The sequence below is a fragment of the Dietzia sp. PP-33 genome (assembly GCF_033790845.1).
Lineage (GTDB): Bacteria > Actinomycetota > Actinomycetes > Mycobacteriales > Mycobacteriaceae > Dietzia.
Genome location: NZ_JAMYEI010000013.1, coordinates 33,597 through 52,058, shown reverse-complemented (window position 1 = coordinate 52,058; position 18,462 = coordinate 33,597). Strand labels below are relative to the sequence as shown.

The following is an 18,462-nucleotide window of genomic DNA, read 5'->3' as shown; positions in this document are numbered from 1 at the left end:
ATGGAGTGAAATGCTAATGATCAAGCTTATGGTCGTCTATGGGACTCGCCCCGAAGCCATCAAAGTTGCGCCGGTCATCAAGGCACTCGAAGCGCATCCGGACTACTCGGTTGTGGTTACCGTGACCGGTCAGCACCGTGAGATGCTCGACCAAGTCAACTCGTTGTTTCGGATCGTCCCTGACCATGATCTCGACCTAATGGAGCCCGGGGCGACGCTGAATAGTTTGGCCAGCCGCACACTATCCTCGGTGGGTTCAGTGATTGCTGAGGAGCGGCCGGACGCTGTGCTCGTCCAAGGTGACACTTCGACCGCCTTTTTGGCGGGTCTGGCTGCGTTCTATGAGCAGGTGCCCGTCATTCATGTTGAGGCGGGTCTGAGGACCGGCGACCTGGCTTCGCCGTTCCCGGAGGAAGGCAATCGACAGCTTCTAAGTCGCATTGCTCAGCTGCACCTGGCGCCCACCGCGACGTCGAAAGCTAATTTGTTGTCCGAAGGGGTCGACGCCGCGATGATCGCGGTAACTGGCAATACGGTCATCGACGCGCTATTCGAAACCATCGGAGTTCCTGTCGACTTTGCGGAGCAGCGTGTGGGTGACGTAGTCGAGGGAACCCACCCGTTCGTCCTCGTGACGGCTCACCGGCGCGAATCGTGGGGTGATCCGATGCGCGAGGCCATGAATGCAGTCCGCGACGTTGCCCTTCGGCACCCGGAGTTGACGTGGCTCGTGCCCATGCACCGGAATCCGATTGTTCGCGAGGTGGTCGGGGGGGTACTGGGAGACCTGCCGCAGGTGGTCCTGTGCGAGCCCCTCGATTACCACCAGTTCTGTCACGCCATGAAGGCGGCTCAGCTGGTTCTCACCGACTCCGGAGGCGTGCAAGAAGAGGCGCCGAGCCTCGGTAAGCCGGTACTGGTGATGCGCGCCAATACCGAACGACCCGAAGCTGTCGACGCAGGCACAGTGCGCTTGGTAGGTACTGAGCGCGTCATGCTCCGAGATTGGCTTCTGCGACTGATCGAGGACTCGGACGCCTACGACGAAATGGCAAGAGCTGTGAACCCGTACGGTGACGGCCGAGCCGCGGAGCGGTCACTCGCCGCAATTTCCAACTGTTTCGGAACGGGCAACAGAATCGCCGATTTCGCCACACTACGAGAGGAAAGACGCTAATGACTAATGCCCCCCAGTGGACCGGCGAGATCGCCGTCATCGGGCTCGGCTACATCGGCCTCCCGACGAGTGCCGCACTCGCCATGCATGGAGTGCGAGTTAAGGGGATGGACGTTAACCCTGACACGGTGGCCGCGGTGAACGCAGGTTTGGCGCCGATCGTCGAGCCGGACCTCGACGTCGCGGTGGCCGGCGCGGTGGTCCGTGGCATGCTTTCCGCATCAACCGAAGTGCCTCAGGCAGATGTGTTCATGATTGCCGTCCCGACGCCCTTCAAGGGCGACCACGAGCCGAACCTGGCATACGTTGAAGCCGCAACTACGTCGATCGCGCCGAAACTTCGCGGAGGAGAGGTGGTCATCCTTGAGTCGACCTCGCCACCCGGTACAACCGTCAAGATCAGTCAATGGCTGGCGGAAGCCCGTCCTGACTTGAAATTCCCCCACGAACACCCGGCAAACCCTGATGTTCATGTCGCACACTGCCCCGAGCGCGTCCTCCCGGGCCGGATTCTGATCGAGCTCGTAGAGAATGACCGCGTCGTCGGCGGGCTGACCCCGTCGTGCGCGGAGCGCGCAGCTGAGGTTTACCGTGTCTTCTGCAAGGGTGAGATCGTCTTGACAGACGCGGCGAGCGCCGAGATGGCGAAACTGGTCGAGAACAGCTTTCGGGACGTCAACATTGCCTTTGCCAACGAGTTGGCCCAGATTTGCGAGCACCTCGCCCTCGATGTTTGGGAGATCATATCGTTGGCAAATCACCATCCTCGCGTCAACGTTCTCAAACCCGGGCCCGGCGTAGGTGGGCATTGCATCGCCGTTGACCCGTGGTTCATCGTCGCGGCAGCTCCGGAGCAGGCCCGCCTGATCCGCCGCGCGCGCGAGACAAACGACAGCCGGCCTGGAGCAGTGGTCGATAAAATCCGCTCAATGGCAGCTGGAACCGACAAACCGATTGCTCTGCTTGGCCTAGCCTTCAAGGCTGACATCGATGACCTGCGGGAGTCTCCGGCGGTCCAAATCGTCGTCAAGCTGGCTGCCGCAGAGCCCGACCGCCGTCTGCTCGTAGTGGAGCCTCACGTGGATTTTCTGCCGCGTCAGCTGGTAGACCTCCCCAACGTAGAGCTCACGGCTCTGGGGACCGCGCTCACGGAAGCTGACGTCGTCGCTCTCCTCGTCGACCATCGTCGCTTCCGGGAAGTTCCGGCGCATGCGCTCGCCGGCAGATCCGTGCTCGACACCAGAGGTGTATGGCGCGAACGCGTCTAACTCTCCGTAGCCCCCGTCGCAAAGGAGAAGATAGTGAGTCCTATACCAACGATAGGCAAAGGGAACGCTAGTCGCGTTCTTCGTGACGTTAAAGCGCTCGGAGCATCGGCTCCGGTTCGTGCGGCATACGAAGCGTCGAAGCGGAGCAACTTCCACCGGGTCATCTTCCGTGACGTCGACCCCTCGACGGTGCCACGCAGTGCGGTGCTCGAATTCGGAACGACTATCCCGTCCGGACCTCGCGCGCGCCAGCGTTGTCTCGAGGATGCTCGGCTAATCTTGGAGCAGGGAGTCCGAGTCTTCGGGCGCCGAGTGCGTACTGGTTCGTTGGCGCCGTGGAGTCTCGATCCGTTGGTCGACTCGCTGTGGCCAGAGACCACGCCGTGGTGGCAGATCGATATTCGAACCGATCAACGCCTCTCCGACGTGAAGTTCGTCTGGGAAGCAGGAAGGCATCGCGATCTCGTCGTGCTGGCCCGCGCGGCCGTCCTTGACCCAGACGGCGTCTGGATGAATCACCTGATCGAGATGCTCGAGAGATGGGTGGCTGAATGCCGCCCTGAGCGCGGCGTCAATTGGTATTCGAGCCTCGAACTTGCTCTCCGCGCCATTGCGTGGGCGCAGGTTATCGCTTTGGTAGGGGACGGAATCGCGGAAACGCTACGTGGACAATTGGACCACCAGCTGATGGCCAGCGCGCGGCATATTTTCGTAGAATTGCCCTACACAGTTAGCAGTATGAAGAACAATCATCTTCTAGGTGACGGGCTCGGGCTAGTCGTCCTCGGCATGATGTTTCCCGAGCAGGGGAAGCGGTGGCGTCGCATAGGGGACAGACTGATGCTGGCCCAGCTGCGGCGGCACATGCACTCTGATGGCTCGATGATCGAGGACTCCCTGTCCTACCACCGCTTCGTGCTCGAGATGCTCGCGGTGCGACAGTTGCTCGGTGGCGCTCCTGTCGAGATCGAACGAGCGCTCGAGGGCGCGGGCCTCCATCTCGTAAGGCTGGGGGTTTTCGACGGCCCGGTCCCGCAGTTCGGAGACTGGGACGAGGGACGGGTGCTCGCGGATTCGGCTAGCGCGGGCTCGACCGCCGGCAGTGCCTGGGCCGCGCTGGCACTCAGTGGCTACGAAGTTCCTGCGGAGCGATTTGATGAGTATGACGAGTTGGCGTGGTACGTCACCTCGAAGGGGGACGGTCACGAACTACCGCGGCGAGAGCGCGACTGGGTTCGTGCTGGCGACTTCATTAGAGCCGACTCTGACGACCGGCGGATCTGGTTCAAGACCGGTAGTGGTCAGAGCCATCAACACGCGGACGTCTCTTCCGTCTGGATTCTGGAGAAGGGCCGGTGGCTCGTTCAGGACCCGGGCACAGGAACCTACAACGGTCCGTTGCAGATTCGAAACGGTTTCCGGACGTCTGCTGCGCACCCGGTTTGGGTGCCTGTGGGGGAGGATCAGTTGCAGCCTCACCGCGCGTTCCGGTGGCTGCGTTCGGTCTCTGCTACTGGGTCTTACGCGGTTCATGTTGGAGATTGCACGGCATTTCTCTCAGTCCACAACGCTTTTGCTAAGACGCACGGTCGTGTGGCTCGAGTGATTCTGGTGGCCTCGTCTGGGGTCACGGTCGTGGACGCGGTCGAATACCCTGGCGGGTCATGGACGATGACTCTCCCCTTGGGCAATAGTGCGATTCAGGATGAGTTTTTTGGGCTCGGTGAAATCGCCCCCCACGTGGGAGAAGAGTCGCCTTGGCGCGGTTGGCGCAGCCCGACCTATGGAACGTGGGAGAGGTCAACCTGGTTGGAAGTCGCGTGCACCTTCGACGAGACGAAGCGTTGGGGAATCGGAGAGCCCAGCGCCGTGAACGTGGAATTCCGCTGGAATGCGGGATTCGTGGAGGCGCACTTGAACACTGGCACCGAAAGCGTGCAGCTCACGGTAAGAGGAGCAAGTTAATGGTCGGCGAACCACGTAAATCTCGTGTTCTGGTGCTCAACCACTTCGCAGCGCCTCGCGGCCAGGCCGGAGGAACCCGGCACGTGGAGATGTTCTCTCGCCTTGAGGGGTGGGACCACCTCATCATCGCCGCAGACAAGAACCACCTCACTGGGAGGACGGTTTTTGCGGAAGCTGGACTATTGCCTGTGTCGACCGTCAGTTACTCCTCGAACGGTCTCCGGAGGATTTTAAATTGGGCCAGTTACAGTTGGGGTGCTCTGTGGGCCGGGCTTCGTCAGGGCAAAATCGACATCATCTACGCCTCGTCGCCTCACCTACTCGCAGGCCTGGCGGGCCTAATCCTGGCGAAGGTGCGTCGTGTTCCTTTTGTCCTTGAGATCCGAGACTTGTGGCCGCAAATCCTGCTCCACATGGGCCAGATGAGTGAAACGCAACTGATCTATCGGGCTTTGACGCGGCTGGAGGAAGCTCTTTACCGACATGCAGACCGGGTCGTGGTGATGGCGCCGGGCACAGAGGTTGAACTGGTGGGCCGGGGAATCCCCGCCCACAAAATCGTCTATATCCCAAATGGTGCAGACCCTGAGGACTTCGTTCCCTCGGCCGAGCGCGCGGTATTGCGCGATCGATATGGCTTCACGCGGTTGACGGCGGTATACGCCGGAGCTCACGGCCCGGCCAACGGACTAGGTTTAGTCCTGGCTGCTGCCGAAGAGGCTGCGCATCTTCCTTTAGATATTGTCCTCGTGGGTAGTGGGGTGGCGAAGCCAGCACTCCAAGAGCAGGCCGCAGCGATGAAACTTGAAAATGTACGTTTCATCGATCCGATACCGAAAACGGAGATCGCAGACATCTTGTCGGCCGCCGATCTTGGATTGCACATTCTTGCGGACGTAGAGCTGTTTCGCACGGCCGTGAGCCCCAACAAGCTTTTCGACTACATGGCCGCAGGTTTGCCCATATTGACGAACTCTCCGGGGCTCGTGGGCGACTGGGTCGTTAGCGCGGGATGCGGATGGACCGTGACTCCGGGGGAACTGGCGGAGGGGTTGCGGGCCTTCACGGCGGAGGATGAAGCTGGCCGTAACGCGTTCGGTCAGTCTGGGCAGGACTGGCTGCGGACCAACCAGTCGCGGTCCGCAATGGCAAAGCGACTGGCAGACATGTTTGCCGAGGTGAAGCAACGAAACTGACATGGCGCCGACGAACGCGGTCCACCACCCGTGGACGGTTGTGGGGCCCTGGGCTTTACAGAGGGTGGCGATCTGCAGTGAACGAGGTCGCCTACTTTGTCGACAGGGGGAACTCGCTGACGCGGAAGTTGGGACGATCAAAAGGGTACGGTCGAGTTTCTTGCGAAACGAACTGCGGCATCGCAGGACTGTCTTAGGCACCGGCAAACCCCCTCCGGTAGCGCCCTCCAATGACACAGATCAGATGTCAACTTTTCATGCAGCGGGTCCCGTCGGCCATCGCACAGCATCGGGTTCGTGAACGAACCGACGGTCGGCTGGTGGTCCGTGGCGGCGGCTCAGTGGGGGAGTGTTTTCTTGACGACAGCGGGAACACCAGCAACGAGTGTGTAGTCGTTTACGCTCTTAGTCACCGCTGAACCAGATCCGACAATAGATCCACGGCCTATGATGAGCCCCTGATTGATCGCCGAGTTCGTACCGACCATCGCCTCCTCTCCCACAGTGACTTCACCGGAAATCGCACACAGCGGATTGACTGTCGAATAATCAGCAAGTGTGGCGTCGTGCCCCACCGCGCTGTTGCGATTAATGTGTGCATGTCGGCCAATCGACACATTCGTCGTGACGGATACTTGGGCACAAATCACCGCGCCCGGGGCAATGCGCACATCTGAGCCGATGGTAGCCGAACTGTGTATGAGTGTCGCAGGTTCGAGTCCAGCGGCAGCCGCAGCGTCGTTCAACTTTCGGCGGACGGCCCCAGATCCGATGCCGATCGTGTACTTGCATCCCGGGGGGAGGTGTTCGAGGCTCGAGGTTGGCCCGATGAAGCGAGCACCAATACGAGAAAGCCGGTCCATGTCTGGCTCGCCGTCATCAATAAACCCCATGAATTCGAAGTACTCGGTGGGCGAGTCGCCGAGCGACTGGTCGTTGATGTCATTGACGATGTCTAAGACCTCTCGACCGTGGCCGCCCGCGCCCAGGATGACCAATGGTGTTGCCATGTCGCTGATCGTAGTAGAGGACTGATGACGCAGGGTTATCGGTTAGGGGCGCTACCCCAGAATTCAGACATCGTGGCTTCCCCTTCCGCGGAGACCCCCTCTCGGCGGAGTACGGTCCACGCGGTACGCGCGAGGATTCTGATGTCAAGTCCAAGCGAGCAGTTGTCGACGTAGGTGACATCGTAAGCAAAGCGTTCGCCCCAGCTTTGAGCGTTTCGGCCCGAGACCTGCGCGAGGCCTGTCAAGCCGGGAGCCACCTCCATTCGGCGGGCTTGCTCGGGCGAGTAGCGGTCCAAGTACCGCATGAGGAGGGGGCGGGGGCCGACAAGGCTCATGTCGCCGCTCACGATGTTCCAGATCGCGGGCAACTCGTCGATGCTGGTTGAACGGAGAAACGCTCCGAGATAGGTCATGCGACTGGCGTCGTCGATCCACCCCCTATCCGGATCAATCGGTCGCATCGTTCGAAATTTTCGCATGACAAATGGCTTTCCGCCGAGCCCGGGCCGTTCTTGCGCGAACAGAACCGGTGAACCCATCGTCGCTAGGATCCCGAGCGCGGCGAATGCCTGCACAGGCAGTGTCAGAATGAACATGGGCACCGCGATGGCGATGTCGAGTGTCCGTTTTCCTCTGTACGGCATGAAAAGCTCCTAAGCGATGCGGGGGGTGCGGGGGCCAGCGACAGTCGGAAGTTCAGGGGTCTGCGGCTAGCATTGCATCAACATCTCTCGTTAGAAAGGCGCGCCCCTGTGTCTCGCATCCTCATGTCCAAGGCGACCGTTGGTCCTGAGGAGGAGGAGGCATTGATCAGGGCGATCCGGTCCGGGTGGGTTACGCCGCTGGGACCCGAGGTCGATGCTTTCGAAGCAGAGATTTGTGCGCGAACCGGCCGACGGCATGCCCTTGCGCTGTCATCGGGTACCGCCGCTCTTCACCTCGCGCTGCTGGAGTTGGGTGCCAAGCCAGGGGTGTGCGTCGTCCTCTCATCGATGACCTTCGCTGCCACCGCGAACGCCGTGGCCTACACCGGCGCTGAAGCCGTATTCGTGGACTCGCGGGAATCCGATGGAAACGTTGACCCCGAAATGATGCTGGAGACAGTCCGCGTACTCCAGAGCGAGGGGCGAGAGGTTGTCGCTGCCATCCCGGTGGACCTCTTTGGTCGTTGTGTGGAGTACGACGTACTTGATATTGGATTGGCCAAGCTGAGGGTGCCGATGCTGGCTGATGCCGCGGAGTCCCTCGGAGCGACGTTCAATGGGAGAGCGGCCGGCGCTTACGGTCGCGCAGCCGCGTTCTCTTTCAACGGCAACAAGATTATGACTACCTCCGGGGGTGGGATGTTGGTCTCGGACGACTCCGAGCTGATTAATCGTGCGCGCTACCTGTCCGCCCAGGCCCGGCAGCAGGCCCCCTGGTACGAACACACAGAAATAGGTTACAACTATCGAATGTCCAATATTTTGGCGGCTATCGGACGCGCGCAGCTGGCCAAGCTCGACGACTTCATCGTCCGGCGTCGCGCTATTCGTCAGATGTACGTGGACGCATTCTCCGATATAGATGGTCTACGGTTCCTCGGATCCGCCGAGGATATAGATGGAACTGCAGAAAATTGCTGGCTTACAGCGATAGATCTGGGAACAGAAATCGGAGTCAACGCCGACGAGATGGTCGCTCATCTTGACGCGAACGACATTGAGGGACGTCACCTCTGGAAGCCAATGCACATGCAGCCGCTCTGGAAGGACTCTCGAGCTTTCATTAATGGCGCTTCCGAGACGTTGTTTCGTCGGGGGATCACCCTGCCGAGCGGGTCAGGGCTCACAAGCAGCGAAATCGAGCAGGTAATCGGAGCGTTCCGTAGTAAGCTCGGGCGGTCGTAGCTAGCCGAACAGAACTTGTGTCACTAGGGTTTCTGCTCTGGTTATTTGTTATGCCGCTGCAAACGAGACGTGACACTTACAGTATTGACTGGTTGTCTTGGAGCATTGCGCCCACCTCGTCGGCGCCCTACTCCACGACTTCCCATTCTAGTGCTGCAACGTTGTCGAACGCAGCTTCCGAACGCCCCCGGCCAGGGCGCAAACACGCCAATACAACCTGTGCGGCGTCGACGGGGCCGACTTCTTAAGGGCTAGCAATTCGGGGTCGTGGCCGCTTATTTGGGCGCGGAACCCCCCGCGTGGAAACCTGGCAGGAGGTTCAACCTAGATGTTACTGACCTCGACAGTCGCGATAGTTATGCGTTCACGGCTTCCGGATGGGGCTTGCCCAGGACGACTCGAAAGTTCTTGCACATTCCGCGATCCGTGACCCGCTGGCGAATGTCGGCTTTCGCAAAGTGACGGGAGAGGATTAGCAGTACGAACCGGATAATGAAGTTGCTGGGAAGACTTCTCGCGGCCATGTTCAACTGATACGACACGGTACCGAAGTAGCCCTCGAGCCAGTCGATTTCGTGAACCACCAACCCCGCAGTTTCTGCCATATGTTCCCAGCCAAAGCTGGTATAGCGAAAAAAGTCATATGGCTTCTCGTGTTCTTCATAGAAGAATGGCGCGGTCAACCAGGCAGTACCCCCAGGCTTGAGAACCCGGGCGATCTCACGGAGTGCTTGGACCGGCTCCCGAACATGCTCCAGCGTCTGCGAGCAGAACACCTGGTCGTAGGTGTTGTCCGGCATCGGCATGTTGGTGATGTCGCATACATGGTCTAGCTCGCTGTACTGCTTCTGGTAGACATGCAAATCTGCGGTCTCGTAGGTCACGTGGCTAAACAGACTACGGTACGGAGCATCTCCCGCTCCGACATCGAGGACCCGATGCTGCTCCCCGTCCCCCAAACTCGCGGCCTCTTGCGCCCATTGCCGAAGGTAGTACCGGGAAGTATTAATTGGCGCTTGCGTAATGGAGCGCCGAAGGGCTGTAAACATGGCTTCTACTCTACTTGGCGTACGACATCCGCGGGAGTACTCCGCGATACCGCCCAGTGTGCGCGGAAGTCGGGAACCGACCGGGCTCAATTTAGTGCGGTCGCGACTCGGAGACAAGTGTGGTGAGTGGTACGAAGAGAGACTAATGCGCTTGCGTTCTGCCCAGCTGACTGGATCCCCCTAATAAGTCCGAGCAGACACTGGAAACCCACCATTTCGTATGCGTCAATCCGGCGCAGCGTCGGACTCATCTTCTCAGATCTCGAGCTGACGCTCATCGTCTGCGATCCTGCAGCCTTTGCGACCCCGACCGCCGCATTCAACCCGTTCGCGCCGTGGAAAACGCCAAGGCCAGCAATGCAAGCCTGTCGACGTGGAGGTCGATACTGGTGAAGATTGTGCCCAGGCGACCCATGGGGCCGTGCAATCACAGACTGCTGAGCAGAGTCGGCAGCCTGCCTGTGGTGAGTGGCGCCCGAAGATTCGAGGCCGCTCGACGTTCGTTTCGAAGCCGGAGGGCACAAGCCGCGCCGGCCAGCTGCCCCACGTCGACATGGCCGATCGCCCGGATCGCGACGCCGGTGTTGGTCGGCGGTTGGCCCGCCGACCAGGTAGAGGGCGCGTTGGTGACGTGGCCGGCGTCATGACTCGGGGTTTCGCGGCGCGGTAACCCGGATGCAGACCCACGCCGGTGTGTCCCGCGGAAAGAGGCCACCGGCATCGCCGAACTCAGCGGCGTACGTTTGGCGGCAGCAGAACCCGCACCTGTAGAGGAGAGCCCACATGGCAGACCCGCTGTACACCGTCGAAGCACTGTCCACCGGCGGGGGCCGCGATGGCCACGTCGCCACCGCCGACAAGGCCGTGGACCTGGAGATGGCCCCGCCCACCGAACTCGGTGGGTCGGGGGAGGGCAACAACCCCGAGCAGCTGTTCGCCGCCGGCTACGCCGCCTGCTTCCACTCCGCCCTGCAGAGCGCCGCGCGGAGCAAGAAGGTCAAGATCGAGGGCTCCTCGGTCGGTGCCAGGGTGTCGCTGGTGCCGTCGGGGGAGCGGAGCATCGACCTGGCGGTGGAGCTCGAGGTGATCATCCCCGGCATGGAATCCGAGCAGGCCGAGGAGCTCGCGAAGCTCGCCCACGAGATGTGCCCGTACTCCCGCGCCACGCAAGGCAACATCGAGGTCAGTGTGTCGGTGTCCGACGACTGACACTGGCCCGCCACCGTCGTCACAGACGGCCGTCCAGATAACGCAATGGGCCGGACCCCCTCATGGGGATCCGGCCCGTTTGCCGTTCAGCGCGGTGTGATCAGGCGGAGGCGTCCCGCGCCGCGCCCTTCTCGGTGGAGTCGCCCGCGGTGGACAGGGCGCCGGAAGCGTTCTCCAGGTGGGCGCGGACGAACCACTGGAACTTCTCCAGCTCACCGGTCTGACCGATGAGGATGTCCTCGGTGACCGGGTCCACCTCGCCGGCCACCGCGATGGCCTTGCGGTGGTCGCCGATCATCCCGTCGTACACCTTGTCCAGCGCACCGAGGTGCGCCTGAGCGGTGTCGCGGCCCAGCGAATAGTCGTCCCACGAGCGGTGATCGGCATTGGCGCCCATCGTGCCCACGGGCGAGCCGCCCAGGGTCGCGATGCGCTCGGCCAGCACGTCCGCGTACCCGCGGACCAGCTCAACCTGCGGATCCAGCATCTCGTGGACCGAGATGAAGTTGGGTCCCACCACGTTCCAGTGCACGTGCTTGAGCGTCAGGTGCAGATCGTTGCACGCCGTCAGTCGCTTCTGCAGCGTGTCCACCAGGGTGGAGGAATCAGCGTTGGACAATCCGGGAACAGTGAATTCAGGCATGACCCGACCGTAGCCGCGCAGCACCGAACGTGCGACCGATAGGAACGTGTTACACCAATAGCGGCCGGTGAAAGTAAGGAGAATATAAGGTCGGTAGCGCCGGTGTGCAACCGCTGTTCGCGCGGAGTCCCGGCGACTATTCGACCTCCGTTCGGCCCCAACTCCCGGGTGCCGCCCGCCTGCAGACAGGAATCACATGCGATCACGCACCACCCGCTCCGTCGCGACCGGCGCCGCCGCGCTGCTCATCGCTTCCGGCATGACCGTGGGCACCGGCGCCGCCATCGCCGGCGCCGCGCCGGCCGCGTGCGCCACCACCCAGACCGTGACCTTCAACGACATCAACACGGCGTGGACGAACTACACCCTCCATAAGGAGGTCGTGGGCGACGGCACTGCGGCCCCCGGCGGCACAGTGACGTTCCGGACCACGGTCAGCGGCGCAGGCGCGTTGATCGACCGGATCGAGGATTACCACCCCGAGGGGTTCGAGCTGGTGCAGGCGCGGGAGAGCGTGTGGAAGCTGATCGGCGGACAGGAGTGGAGCACCGTCACCGACGACGTGCGGAGCGACTCGGCCACCAACTCCGTCTACAAGGAGAGCGCCGGCTGGACTACCGCCGGTAACGCGCACATCACCCTGGAGACCACCTACCGCGTTCCCGCCGACGCGACCCCGGGCGAGGAGCTCAACACCGGAGCGGGCATGAGCATCCTGGGGTTCATCAACGGCGACAGGGTGGCCAACCCCATCGGCACCTGCGTGACCATCCGCGAGCCCAACCCGGTCGAGTCCGTGACCGGCAGCCTCGACGGCCTCGGACTGGGCTCGCTGACCACCGGCTCCACCGCACTCGGCGACATCGGGGCCAACCCGGCCACGTTCTCGGCCGACCTGATCAACGGGCTCGACCTGGGTCAGCTGATCGGCGGCCTGGCGGGTAGCTGATCGCCGGGGGCGCGGCGGCGGACCTCGTCGTCGTCGCCCTGTCCGATCTGTCCGATGTACCGACACCGACCGGGCCGGCTCGCTCCACGGCGAGCCGGCCCGCTCTCATAACGCGAACCGGTACCCGCGCCCCGACTCGGTGAGCAGATGCCGGGGCGCGGCCGAGTCGTCCTCGAGCTTGCGTCGCAGCTGCGCCATGTACACGCGCAGGTAGTGCGTCTCCTTCTGGTAGCCCTCGCCCCAGACCGCGCGCAGGATCTCCTGCTGAGTGATCAGCTTGCCGGGATTGCGCGCGAGGATCTCCAGCACTCCCCACTCGGTGGGGGTGAGGTGGATCGTCTGGCCGTGGCGCGTCACCTCGGAGGTGCGGAAGTCGATGGTGAACCCGGGGGTCTCGATCACCGCGTCACCCGCCGCGTCCTCCTTGCTGCCGCGCCGCAGCGCCGCGCGGACGCGGGCGAAGAACTCGTCCATGGCGAACGGTTTGGTCACGTAGTCGTCGGCACCGGCGTCCAGCGCCTGGACCTTGTCGGAGGAATCCGTCCGCGCGGACAGCACCATCACCGGGGCCCGCGACCAGCCCTGCAGGCCGTGGAGCACGTGGATCCCGTCCAGGTCCGGCAAGCCCAGATCCAGGATGATCAGGTCGGGGTCGTGGTCGGCGGCACGCGCCAGGGCGTCGGCCGCCGTCTCGGCCGTGACCACCGTCATCCCGCGGGCCCGGAAGTTGATGCGCAGGGCGCGCAGCAGCTGCGGGTCGTCGTCCACCACCAGCACCGTCTTGGTCATCGGGCCGTTTTCCCGGCGTCCCGGCAGGCGGGGAGATCCACTTCCACCGTCGTGCCGCCGCCCGGGGTCTCGTCGATCGACACGGTGCCACCCATCGCCTCCACGAAGCCCCGGACCACGGAGAGTCCCAGGCCGATCCCGGAGGAGGCGTTGGTGTCCCCCTCGCGGTGGAACGAGCGGAGGACCGCCTCCCGTGACGGGGCGGCGATCCCCTCGCCGTCGTCCGCCACCGCGATGAGCGTCCGGGCCCGACCGGTGTTCCACAGCGTGCGCGCGGTCAACCGGACCGCGGACTCCGGGGCGTGCCGCAGCGCGTTGTCCAGCAGGTTCCCCAGGACCCGCTCCAGCAGGCCGGGGTCCGCCCACGCCGTGGCGCCGTCAGTGTCCACGGTGACTCGCTGGCGGTCCGACTTGCGGCCCACCGTCGCGGCGACCAGGGCCGTCACCGCGGTCTCCTCCACGTCCACCTCCTGAGGGGACGGGTTGACGGCGCCCGCCGCCAACCGCGAGGAGTCGAGCAGGTTGTCCACCAGTGCGGCCAGGTGATCGACTGACTCCTCGACGGTCGCCAGCAGCTCCCCGGTGTCCTCGGGGCCGAAGTCCACGTCACCCGACCGCAGCGAGGAGACCGACAGCTTGGCCGCCGCCAGCGGGGTGCGCAGGTCGTGGCCCACAGCGGACAAGAGCGAGCGGCGCAGCCGATCCGCCTCCGCCAGGGCCTGGCTGTCGGCGGCGGCCCGGGCCAGTTCCTGGTTCCGCACGAGCGCCGACGCGTGCCCGGCGACTATCGCGAGGATCTTGCGGTCGTGCCCGGTGAGCCGCGGCCCCGCGAGCAGGAGCCGGTCGCCTGGCTCGGTCTCCACCGAGGTCGTCGCAGCGTCCTCGTCCGCAGGCGGCTGCGCCCCGGCGCCGGCGAGGATCGTGCCATCCACGCCGAGGAACACCACCCCGTCCTGCGCGTAGACGTCGCGCACCTTCTCCAGGAGCGCGTCCAGACGTGGTGCGCGCAGTGCCGCCCTGGCGAACAGGGTGAGCAGTTCGGCGTCCCGCCCGGACTGCGTGGCCTCCCGGTGCCGCCGCGCGGACTGGTCCACCAGCACGGACACGGCGATGGCCACCGCCACCATCACCAGGATCGACACGAGGTTCGCGGGCTCGGCGATCGTGATGCTGTACCGCGGGTGCGTGAAGAAGAAGTTGAGGACCAGGCCCGAGACGATCGCGCACACCGCGGCCGGCCACACCCCGCCGAGCAGCGAGACCGCCAGCACGCCCACGAGGAAGAACCACCCCTGTGAGCTGAAGTCCAGCCGCTCGTCGAACAGCTGGTTGACCCCGCCCACCAGGACGGGCACCAGGATCGCCCCCGCCCAGGCCGCGGTGCGCCGGGCCGCGGGCCGCGGCGCGCCCCGGCGACGGGCGCCCGACGCCTCGGGGTGGGTGACCATGTGGACGTCGATCGGGCCGGAGTCCTGCAGGACCGCCGAGCCGATCCCCTCGTCGAACAGTCGCCGCCAGCGGCTGCGGCGGGACGTCCCGAGGACCAGCTGCGTGGCGTTGACCCCGCGGGCGAAATCCAGGAGGGTCGAGCCGACGTCGTCCCCCGCGACGGTGTGGACCGTCGCTCCCAGACTCTCCGCGACCTCCCGGACCTCCGGCATGCTGTCACCGGCGGAGACCAGCCCGTCGCCGCTCAGGACATGGACGACCACCAGTTCCGCCGACGAGCGGGAGGCGATACGACTCGCACGTCGGACCAGGGTCAGCGATTCGGGTCCGCCGGTGATGGCCACCACGACCCGCTCCCGCGCCTCCCAGGTGTCGGTGATCCGCTCGGTGTCCCGGTAGCGGGACAGCGCCTCGTCCACCCGGTCGGCCAACCACAGCAGGGCGAGTTCGCGCAGCGCCGTGAGGTTACCCACCCGGAAGTAGTTGCCCAGGGCGGCGTCCACGCGCTCGGCGCGGTACACCTGCCCCGCCAGCAGCCGGCCCCGGAGCTGTTCGGGACTGAGGTCGACGAGTTCGATCTCATCGGCCGCACGGACCACGGCATCCGGGACCTTCTCCCGCTGCTCCGACCCGGTGATCCGCGAGACCACGTCGTTCAGGCTCTCGAGGTGCTGGATGTTGAGGGTGGAGTGCACGTCGATGCCCGCGTCGAGCAGGTCGGACACGTCCTGCCAGCGCTTGGCGTGCTCCACGCCGGGGGCGTTGGTGTGGGCCAGCTCGTCGACCAGGGCGATCTGCGGGGCCCGCTCCAGGACCGCGGGCAGGTCCATCTCCGTCATCCTGGTCCCGCGGTAGGACACCGTCCGGCGCGGCACCGACTCGAGACCGTCGAGCAGCGCGGCGGTCCCCGCCCGGCCGTGAGTCTCCACCAGGCCCACCACGACGTTCTTGCCCTCTGCGACCAGGCGATGGGCGCGGTCGAGCATCTCGGTGGTCTTGCCCACGCCGGGGGCGGCCCCGAGGTAGATGTGGAGCCGCCCCCGCGTCGATCCGGACATGGTCAGACCCTATCCCTGTGTTCCCTGGCCGGACTCCGCGCAACCGGGAGCGGTGAGCCCCAGCGCGCTGTTGAGTGCACTGTTGAGCTCGGTCACCCGGACCCGGGGCTGGCCGAGGAACCCCAGTTGGCGGCCATCGGTGTGCTCGGCCACCAGGGCCTGCACCCGGCCGGGGGAGAGCCCGTTCTCCCGCGCCACCCGGTCGACCTGGATCGCGGCGTACTCGGGCGAGATGTGCGGGTCCAGCCCGGAGCCGGGGCCGGTGACGGCGTCGACGGGCACCCGGTCCGGGTCCACGCCCTCCCGCTGGGCGATGACCTCACGCCGGACGGCGATCCACTCGGCGAGCTCCGGGTTGGACGGTCCCAGGTGGGAGGGGGCGCCGGCCGCCGGGTCGCCGGGGGCCATGGCGGCCTCGGTCGGGTCGGTGTGGTCCCCGGACCCCACGACGCGGGAGTGGAAGTAGGGATCCGGCTGGCCGGGCTCGACCTGCGGGTCCGTGGCCAGCAGCGCGGAGCCGACCGCGCATCCGGCGCCGTCCCGGACGATCGACCCCTCGGCCGAGTCGGTGTCGATCCGCGAGACCGCCCAGACGGAGACCGGATAGGCGAGACCGCATAACAGGGTGAAGAGTGCGACGACGACGAGGGCCGGCCGCAGCTGGCGCAGGGCAGTGGTGAGAGTGGACATGAGTCACGCGATCCCGGGGAGGTGTCGGACGAGGAGGTCGATCAGCCAGATCCCGAGGAACGGCGCGATGACGCCGCCGACCCCGTAGATCAGCAGGTTGCGCCGCAGCAGCGACGCGGCGGAGGCGGCCCGGTACTTGACGCCCTTGAGCGCCAGCGGGACCAGCAGCACAATGACGATGGCGTTGAAGATCACCGCGGACAGGATCGCCGACTCCGGGCTCGCCAGCCCCATCACATTGAGCTTGTCCAGCTGCGGGAAGATCCCCACGAACAGCGCCGGCAGGATGGCGAAGTACTTGGCCAGGTCGTTGGCGAGCGAGAACGTGGTGAGCGCCCCACGGGTGATGAGCAGCTGCTTGCCGATCCCCACGATGTCGATGAGCTTGGTGGGGTCCGAGTCCAGGTCCACCATGTTGCCGGCCTCCTTGGCGGCGGTGGTCCCGGTGTTCATGGCCACGCCCACGTCGGCCTGGGCCAGGGCGGGGGCGTCGTTGGTGCCGTCGCCCGTCATCGCGACCAGGCGACCCCCGGTCTGCTCGGCGCGAATGCGCTCGAGTTTGTCCTCCGGGGTGGCCTCGGCCAGGTAGTCGTCGACCCCCGCCTCCTCCGCGATCGCCGCGGCGGTGAGCGGATTGTCTCCGGTGATCATCACGGTGCGGATCCCCATGGCCCGCAGTTCCGCGAAGCGCTCGCGCATCCCCGGCTTGACCACGTCGGAGAGCTCCACGGCCCCGAGGACGCGGGGCTCGCCGGAGGGGACCGGGTCCCGGTCGGCGGAGACGGTGGCGGTCATCTCGGCCACCACCAGCGGTGTGGCCCCGCGTCGGGCGATGCGCTCGACGGCCTCCCGGACCCCCTCCGGTGCCCGCCCGCCGTTGGCGTCCACCCAGGCGAGGATCGCGTCCGCGGCGCCCTTCCGGATCTGGCGGATCTGCTGGCCCTGCTGGACCTGCTGGGCCTGCCCGGCCGGCTGATTCTGGGGGGCCGCGCCGTCGTCTATCGGGAGGTCGATCCCGGACATCCGGGTCCGGGCGGTGAACTCGACGGTCTCCGCCGTCGCCTCCGACGGCGTGGCCTCGGCGGGCAGGCCGTGCTCGCGCACGCAGAGCTCCACGATGCTCCGTCCCTCCGGCGTCTCGTCGGCCAGGCTCGCCACCCGCGCGGCCGCGGCGAGCTCCGCCACGGTGGCGCCGGTCGCTGGCTCGAGGGACGTCGCCTGGCGGGACCCGAAGGTGATGGTCCCGGTCTTGTCCAGCAGCAGGGTGTCGATGTCGCCGGCCGCCTCGACCGCCCGACCCGACGTGGCCAGCACGTTGTGCTGCACGAGCCGGTCCATCCCCGCGATGCCGATGGCCGAGAGCAGGGCGCCGATGGTGGTGGGGATGAGGCACACCAGTAGTGCGATCAGCCGGATCGGGTCGATCCCGCCGCCGGAGTAGACGGCGACCGGGCCGAGCGCGAGCACGGCGACGAGGAAGACGATCGTGAGCATCGCCAGCAGGATGTTCAGCGCGATCTCGTTGGGGGTCTTCTTGCGCTCTGCGCCCTCGACCAGGGCGATCATGCGGTCGACGAAGGACTCGCCGGGCGCGGAGGAGATCCGTACGACGATCCGGTCGGAGAGCACCACGGTCCCGCCGGTGACGGCGCTGCGGTCCCCGCCGGACTCCCGCACGACGGGTGCGGACTCCCCGGTGATCGCGGACTCGTCGACGGTGGCGATGCCCTCGACCACGTCGCCGTCGCCGGGGATGGTCTCGCCTGCCAGGACCTCGACCAGGTCGCCCACCGTGAGTTCGGTCGACGGGACGATCTGGGTCTCGTGCGGGCCGCGCTGGACTCGGGCCGTGGTCTCGGTGGTGACCTTGCGCAGGCTGTCCGCCTGCGCCTTGCCGCGTCCCTCGGCGATCGACTCAGCGAACCCGGCAAAGAGGACGGTGGCCCACAACCACGCGGCGGTGGCCACGCTGAACACGCTGGGGTCCATCACCGCCAGGATCGTGGTGAGGACCGATCCCACCCACACCACAAAGAGGACGGGGTTGCGGGACTGGTGCCGTGGGTCGAGTTTGCGCAGCGCGCCGGGGGCGGCCGCGGTGAGTTGTCGGGTATCGAGCAG

The 18,462-nt window shown here is 65.2% G+C and carries 15 protein-coding genes; 7 read left to right on the top strand and 8 right to left on the bottom strand.

Translation table 11 applies throughout. The annotated features are described in order from the left end of the window. Positions 1 to 10 precede the first annotated feature (10 nt). From wecB to NJE57_RS18005, 4 genes are all read left to right on the top strand, one after another. Positions 11 to 1,177: a non-hydrolyzing UDP-N-acetylglucosamine 2-epimerase gene (gene wecB, locus NJE57_RS18020; protein ID WP_319029895.1), complete on the top strand. Its 1,167-nt coding sequence runs from the start codon at positions 11 to 13 to the stop codon at positions 1,175 to 1,177. Beyond that, positions 1,177 to 2,445 carry a UDP-N-acetyl-D-mannosamine dehydrogenase gene (wecC, locus tag NJE57_RS18015; RefSeq protein ID WP_319029894.1) on the top strand — a complete coding sequence of 423 codons (1,269 nt, stop codon included), beginning with the start codon at positions 1,177 to 1,179 and terminating at the stop codon, positions 2,443 to 2,445. Before wecB ends, wecC begins: the two co-directional genes overlap by 1 nt. 351 nt (positions 2,446 to 2,796) lie before the next feature. Further along, positions 2,797 to 4,410, top strand: coding sequence for a heparinase II/III family protein (locus tag NJE57_RS18010; RefSeq protein WP_319029893.1), 1,614 nt, complete (start codon positions 2,797 to 2,799; stop codon positions 4,408 to 4,410). After that, positions 4,410 to 5,606 (top strand): glycosyltransferase family 4 protein, encoded by a 1,197-nt coding sequence (locus tag NJE57_RS18005; protein WP_319029892.1) that lies wholly within the window; start codon positions 4,410 to 4,412, stop codon positions 5,604 to 5,606. Before NJE57_RS18010 ends, NJE57_RS18005 begins: the two co-directional genes overlap by 1 nt. Before the next feature lie 338 nt (positions 5,607 to 5,944). Here the strand turns inward: NJE57_RS18005 and NJE57_RS18000 are convergent, their stop codons facing one another. After that, positions 5,945 to 6,616, bottom strand: a complete 672-nt coding sequence (locus NJE57_RS18000) for an acetyltransferase (RefSeq protein ID WP_319029891.1) — start codon at positions 6,614 to 6,616, stop codon at positions 5,945 to 5,947. Positions 6,617 to 6,651: 35 nt separating this feature from the next. Next, positions 6,652 to 7,260: a sugar transferase gene (locus NJE57_RS17995; protein ID WP_319029890.1), complete on the bottom strand. Its 609-nt coding sequence runs from the start codon at positions 7,258 to 7,260 to the stop codon at positions 6,652 to 6,654. A 123-nt stretch (positions 7,261 to 7,383) separates the two neighbouring features. Between NJE57_RS17995 and NJE57_RS17990 the strand changes: the two genes are divergently transcribed. Continuing rightward, positions 7,384 to 8,505 (top strand): DegT/DnrJ/EryC1/StrS family aminotransferase, encoded by a 1,122-nt coding sequence (locus NJE57_RS17990; protein WP_319029889.1) that lies wholly within the window; start codon positions 7,384 to 7,386, stop codon positions 8,503 to 8,505. A 356-nt stretch (positions 8,506 to 8,861) separates the two neighbouring features. Here the strand turns inward: NJE57_RS17990 and NJE57_RS17985 are convergent, their stop codons facing one another. Further along, positions 8,862 to 9,554, bottom strand: a complete 693-nt coding sequence (locus tag NJE57_RS17985; protein ID WP_319029888.1) for a class I SAM-dependent methyltransferase — start codon at positions 9,552 to 9,554, stop codon at positions 8,862 to 8,864. A gap of 783 nt (positions 9,555 to 10,337) precedes the next feature. On the opposite strand from NJE57_RS17985, the gene NJE57_RS17980 reads away from it, so the two are divergent. Then, complete coding sequence (locus tag NJE57_RS17980; protein ID WP_319029887.1) at positions 10,338 to 10,763, top strand: organic hydroperoxide resistance protein; 426 nt, start codon at positions 10,338 to 10,340, stop codon at positions 10,761 to 10,763. Between the two features lie 100 nt (positions 10,764 to 10,863). Here the strand turns inward: NJE57_RS17980 and NJE57_RS17975 are convergent, their stop codons facing one another. Then, positions 10,864 to 11,406, bottom strand: a complete 543-nt coding sequence (locus NJE57_RS17975; RefSeq protein ID WP_319029885.1) for a DNA starvation/stationary phase protection protein — start codon at positions 11,404 to 11,406, stop codon at positions 10,864 to 10,866. Positions 11,407 to 11,602: 196 nt separating this feature from the next. Between NJE57_RS17975 and NJE57_RS17970 the strand changes: the two genes are divergently transcribed. Then, a complete protein-coding gene (locus tag NJE57_RS17970; RefSeq protein WP_319029884.1) occupies positions 11,603 to 12,355 on the top strand; it encodes a hypothetical protein in 753 nt (250 codons plus the stop codon). A gap of 105 nt (positions 12,356 to 12,460) precedes the next feature. On the opposite strand, the gene NJE57_RS17965 is transcribed toward NJE57_RS17970, so the two are convergent. Genes NJE57_RS17965 through kdpB form a run of 4 tightly spaced genes read right to left on the bottom strand, consistent with a single transcriptional unit; the run spans position 12,461 to position 18,462 of the window. Then, a complete protein-coding gene (locus NJE57_RS17965; protein WP_319029883.1) occupies positions 12,461 to 13,144 on the bottom strand; it encodes a response regulator in 684 nt (227 codons plus the stop codon). Continuing rightward, the gene (locus tag NJE57_RS17960) at positions 13,141 to 15,651 is read right to left on the bottom strand and encodes a sensor histidine kinase KdpD (protein WP_319029882.1); all 2,511 of its coding nucleotides are present in this window, start codon (positions 15,649 to 15,651) and stop codon (positions 13,141 to 13,143) included. The genes NJE57_RS17965 and NJE57_RS17960 overlap by 4 nt, the downstream gene beginning before the upstream one ends. Before the next feature lie 9 nt (positions 15,652 to 15,660). Further along, complete coding sequence (locus NJE57_RS17955) at positions 15,661 to 16,341, bottom strand: potassium-transporting ATPase subunit C (protein ID WP_319029881.1); 681 nt, start codon at positions 16,339 to 16,341, stop codon at positions 15,661 to 15,663. Between the two features lie 3 nt (positions 16,342 to 16,344). Continuing rightward, positions 16,345 to 18,462, bottom strand: coding sequence for a potassium-transporting ATPase subunit KdpB (gene kdpB / locus NJE57_RS17950; RefSeq protein ID WP_319029917.1), 2,118 nt, complete (start codon positions 18,460 to 18,462; stop codon positions 16,345 to 16,347).

Coding starts and splice junctions, on each gene's coding strand:
- wecB (WP_319029895.1), top strand. CDS start 11: ATGCTAATGATCAAGCTTATGGTCGTCTATGGGACTCGCCCCGAAGCC.
- wecC (WP_319029894.1), top strand. CDS start 1,177: ATGACTAATGCCCCCCAGTGGACCGGCGAGATCGCCGTCATCGGGCTC.
- NJE57_RS18005 (WP_319029892.1), top strand. CDS start 4,410: ATGGTCGGCGAACCACGTAAATCTCGTGTTCTGGTGCTCAACCACTTC.
- NJE57_RS18000 (WP_319029891.1), bottom strand. CDS start 6,616: ATGGCAACACCATTGGTCATCCTGGGCGCGGGCGGCCACGGTCGAGAG.
- NJE57_RS17995 (WP_319029890.1), bottom strand. CDS start 7,260: ATGCCGTACAGAGGAAAACGGACACTCGACATCGCCATCGCGGTGCCC.
- NJE57_RS17990 (WP_319029889.1), top strand. CDS start 7,384: ATGTCCAAGGCGACCGTTGGTCCTGAGGAGGAGGAGGCATTGATCAGG.
- NJE57_RS17985 (WP_319029888.1), bottom strand. CDS start 9,554: ATGTTTACAGCCCTTCGGCGCTCCATTACGCAAGCGCCAATTAATACT.
- NJE57_RS17980 (WP_319029887.1), top strand. CDS start 10,338: ATGGCAGACCCGCTGTACACCGTCGAAGCACTGTCCACCGGCGGGGGC.
- NJE57_RS17975 (WP_319029885.1), bottom strand. CDS start 11,406: ATGCCTGAATTCACTGTTCCCGGATTGTCCAACGCTGATTCCTCCACC.
- NJE57_RS17970 (WP_319029884.1), top strand. CDS start 11,603: ATGCGATCACGCACCACCCGCTCCGTCGCGACCGGCGCCGCCGCGCTG.
- NJE57_RS17965 (WP_319029883.1), bottom strand. CDS start 13,144: ATGACCAAGACGGTGCTGGTGGTGGACGACGACCCGCAGCTGCTGCGC.
- NJE57_RS17960 (WP_319029882.1), bottom strand. CDS start 15,651: ATGTCCGGATCGACGCGGGGGCGGCTCCACATCTACCTCGGGGCCGCC.
- NJE57_RS17955 (WP_319029881.1), bottom strand. CDS start 16,341: ATGTCCACTCTCACCACTGCCCTGCGCCAGCTGCGGCCGGCCCTCGTC.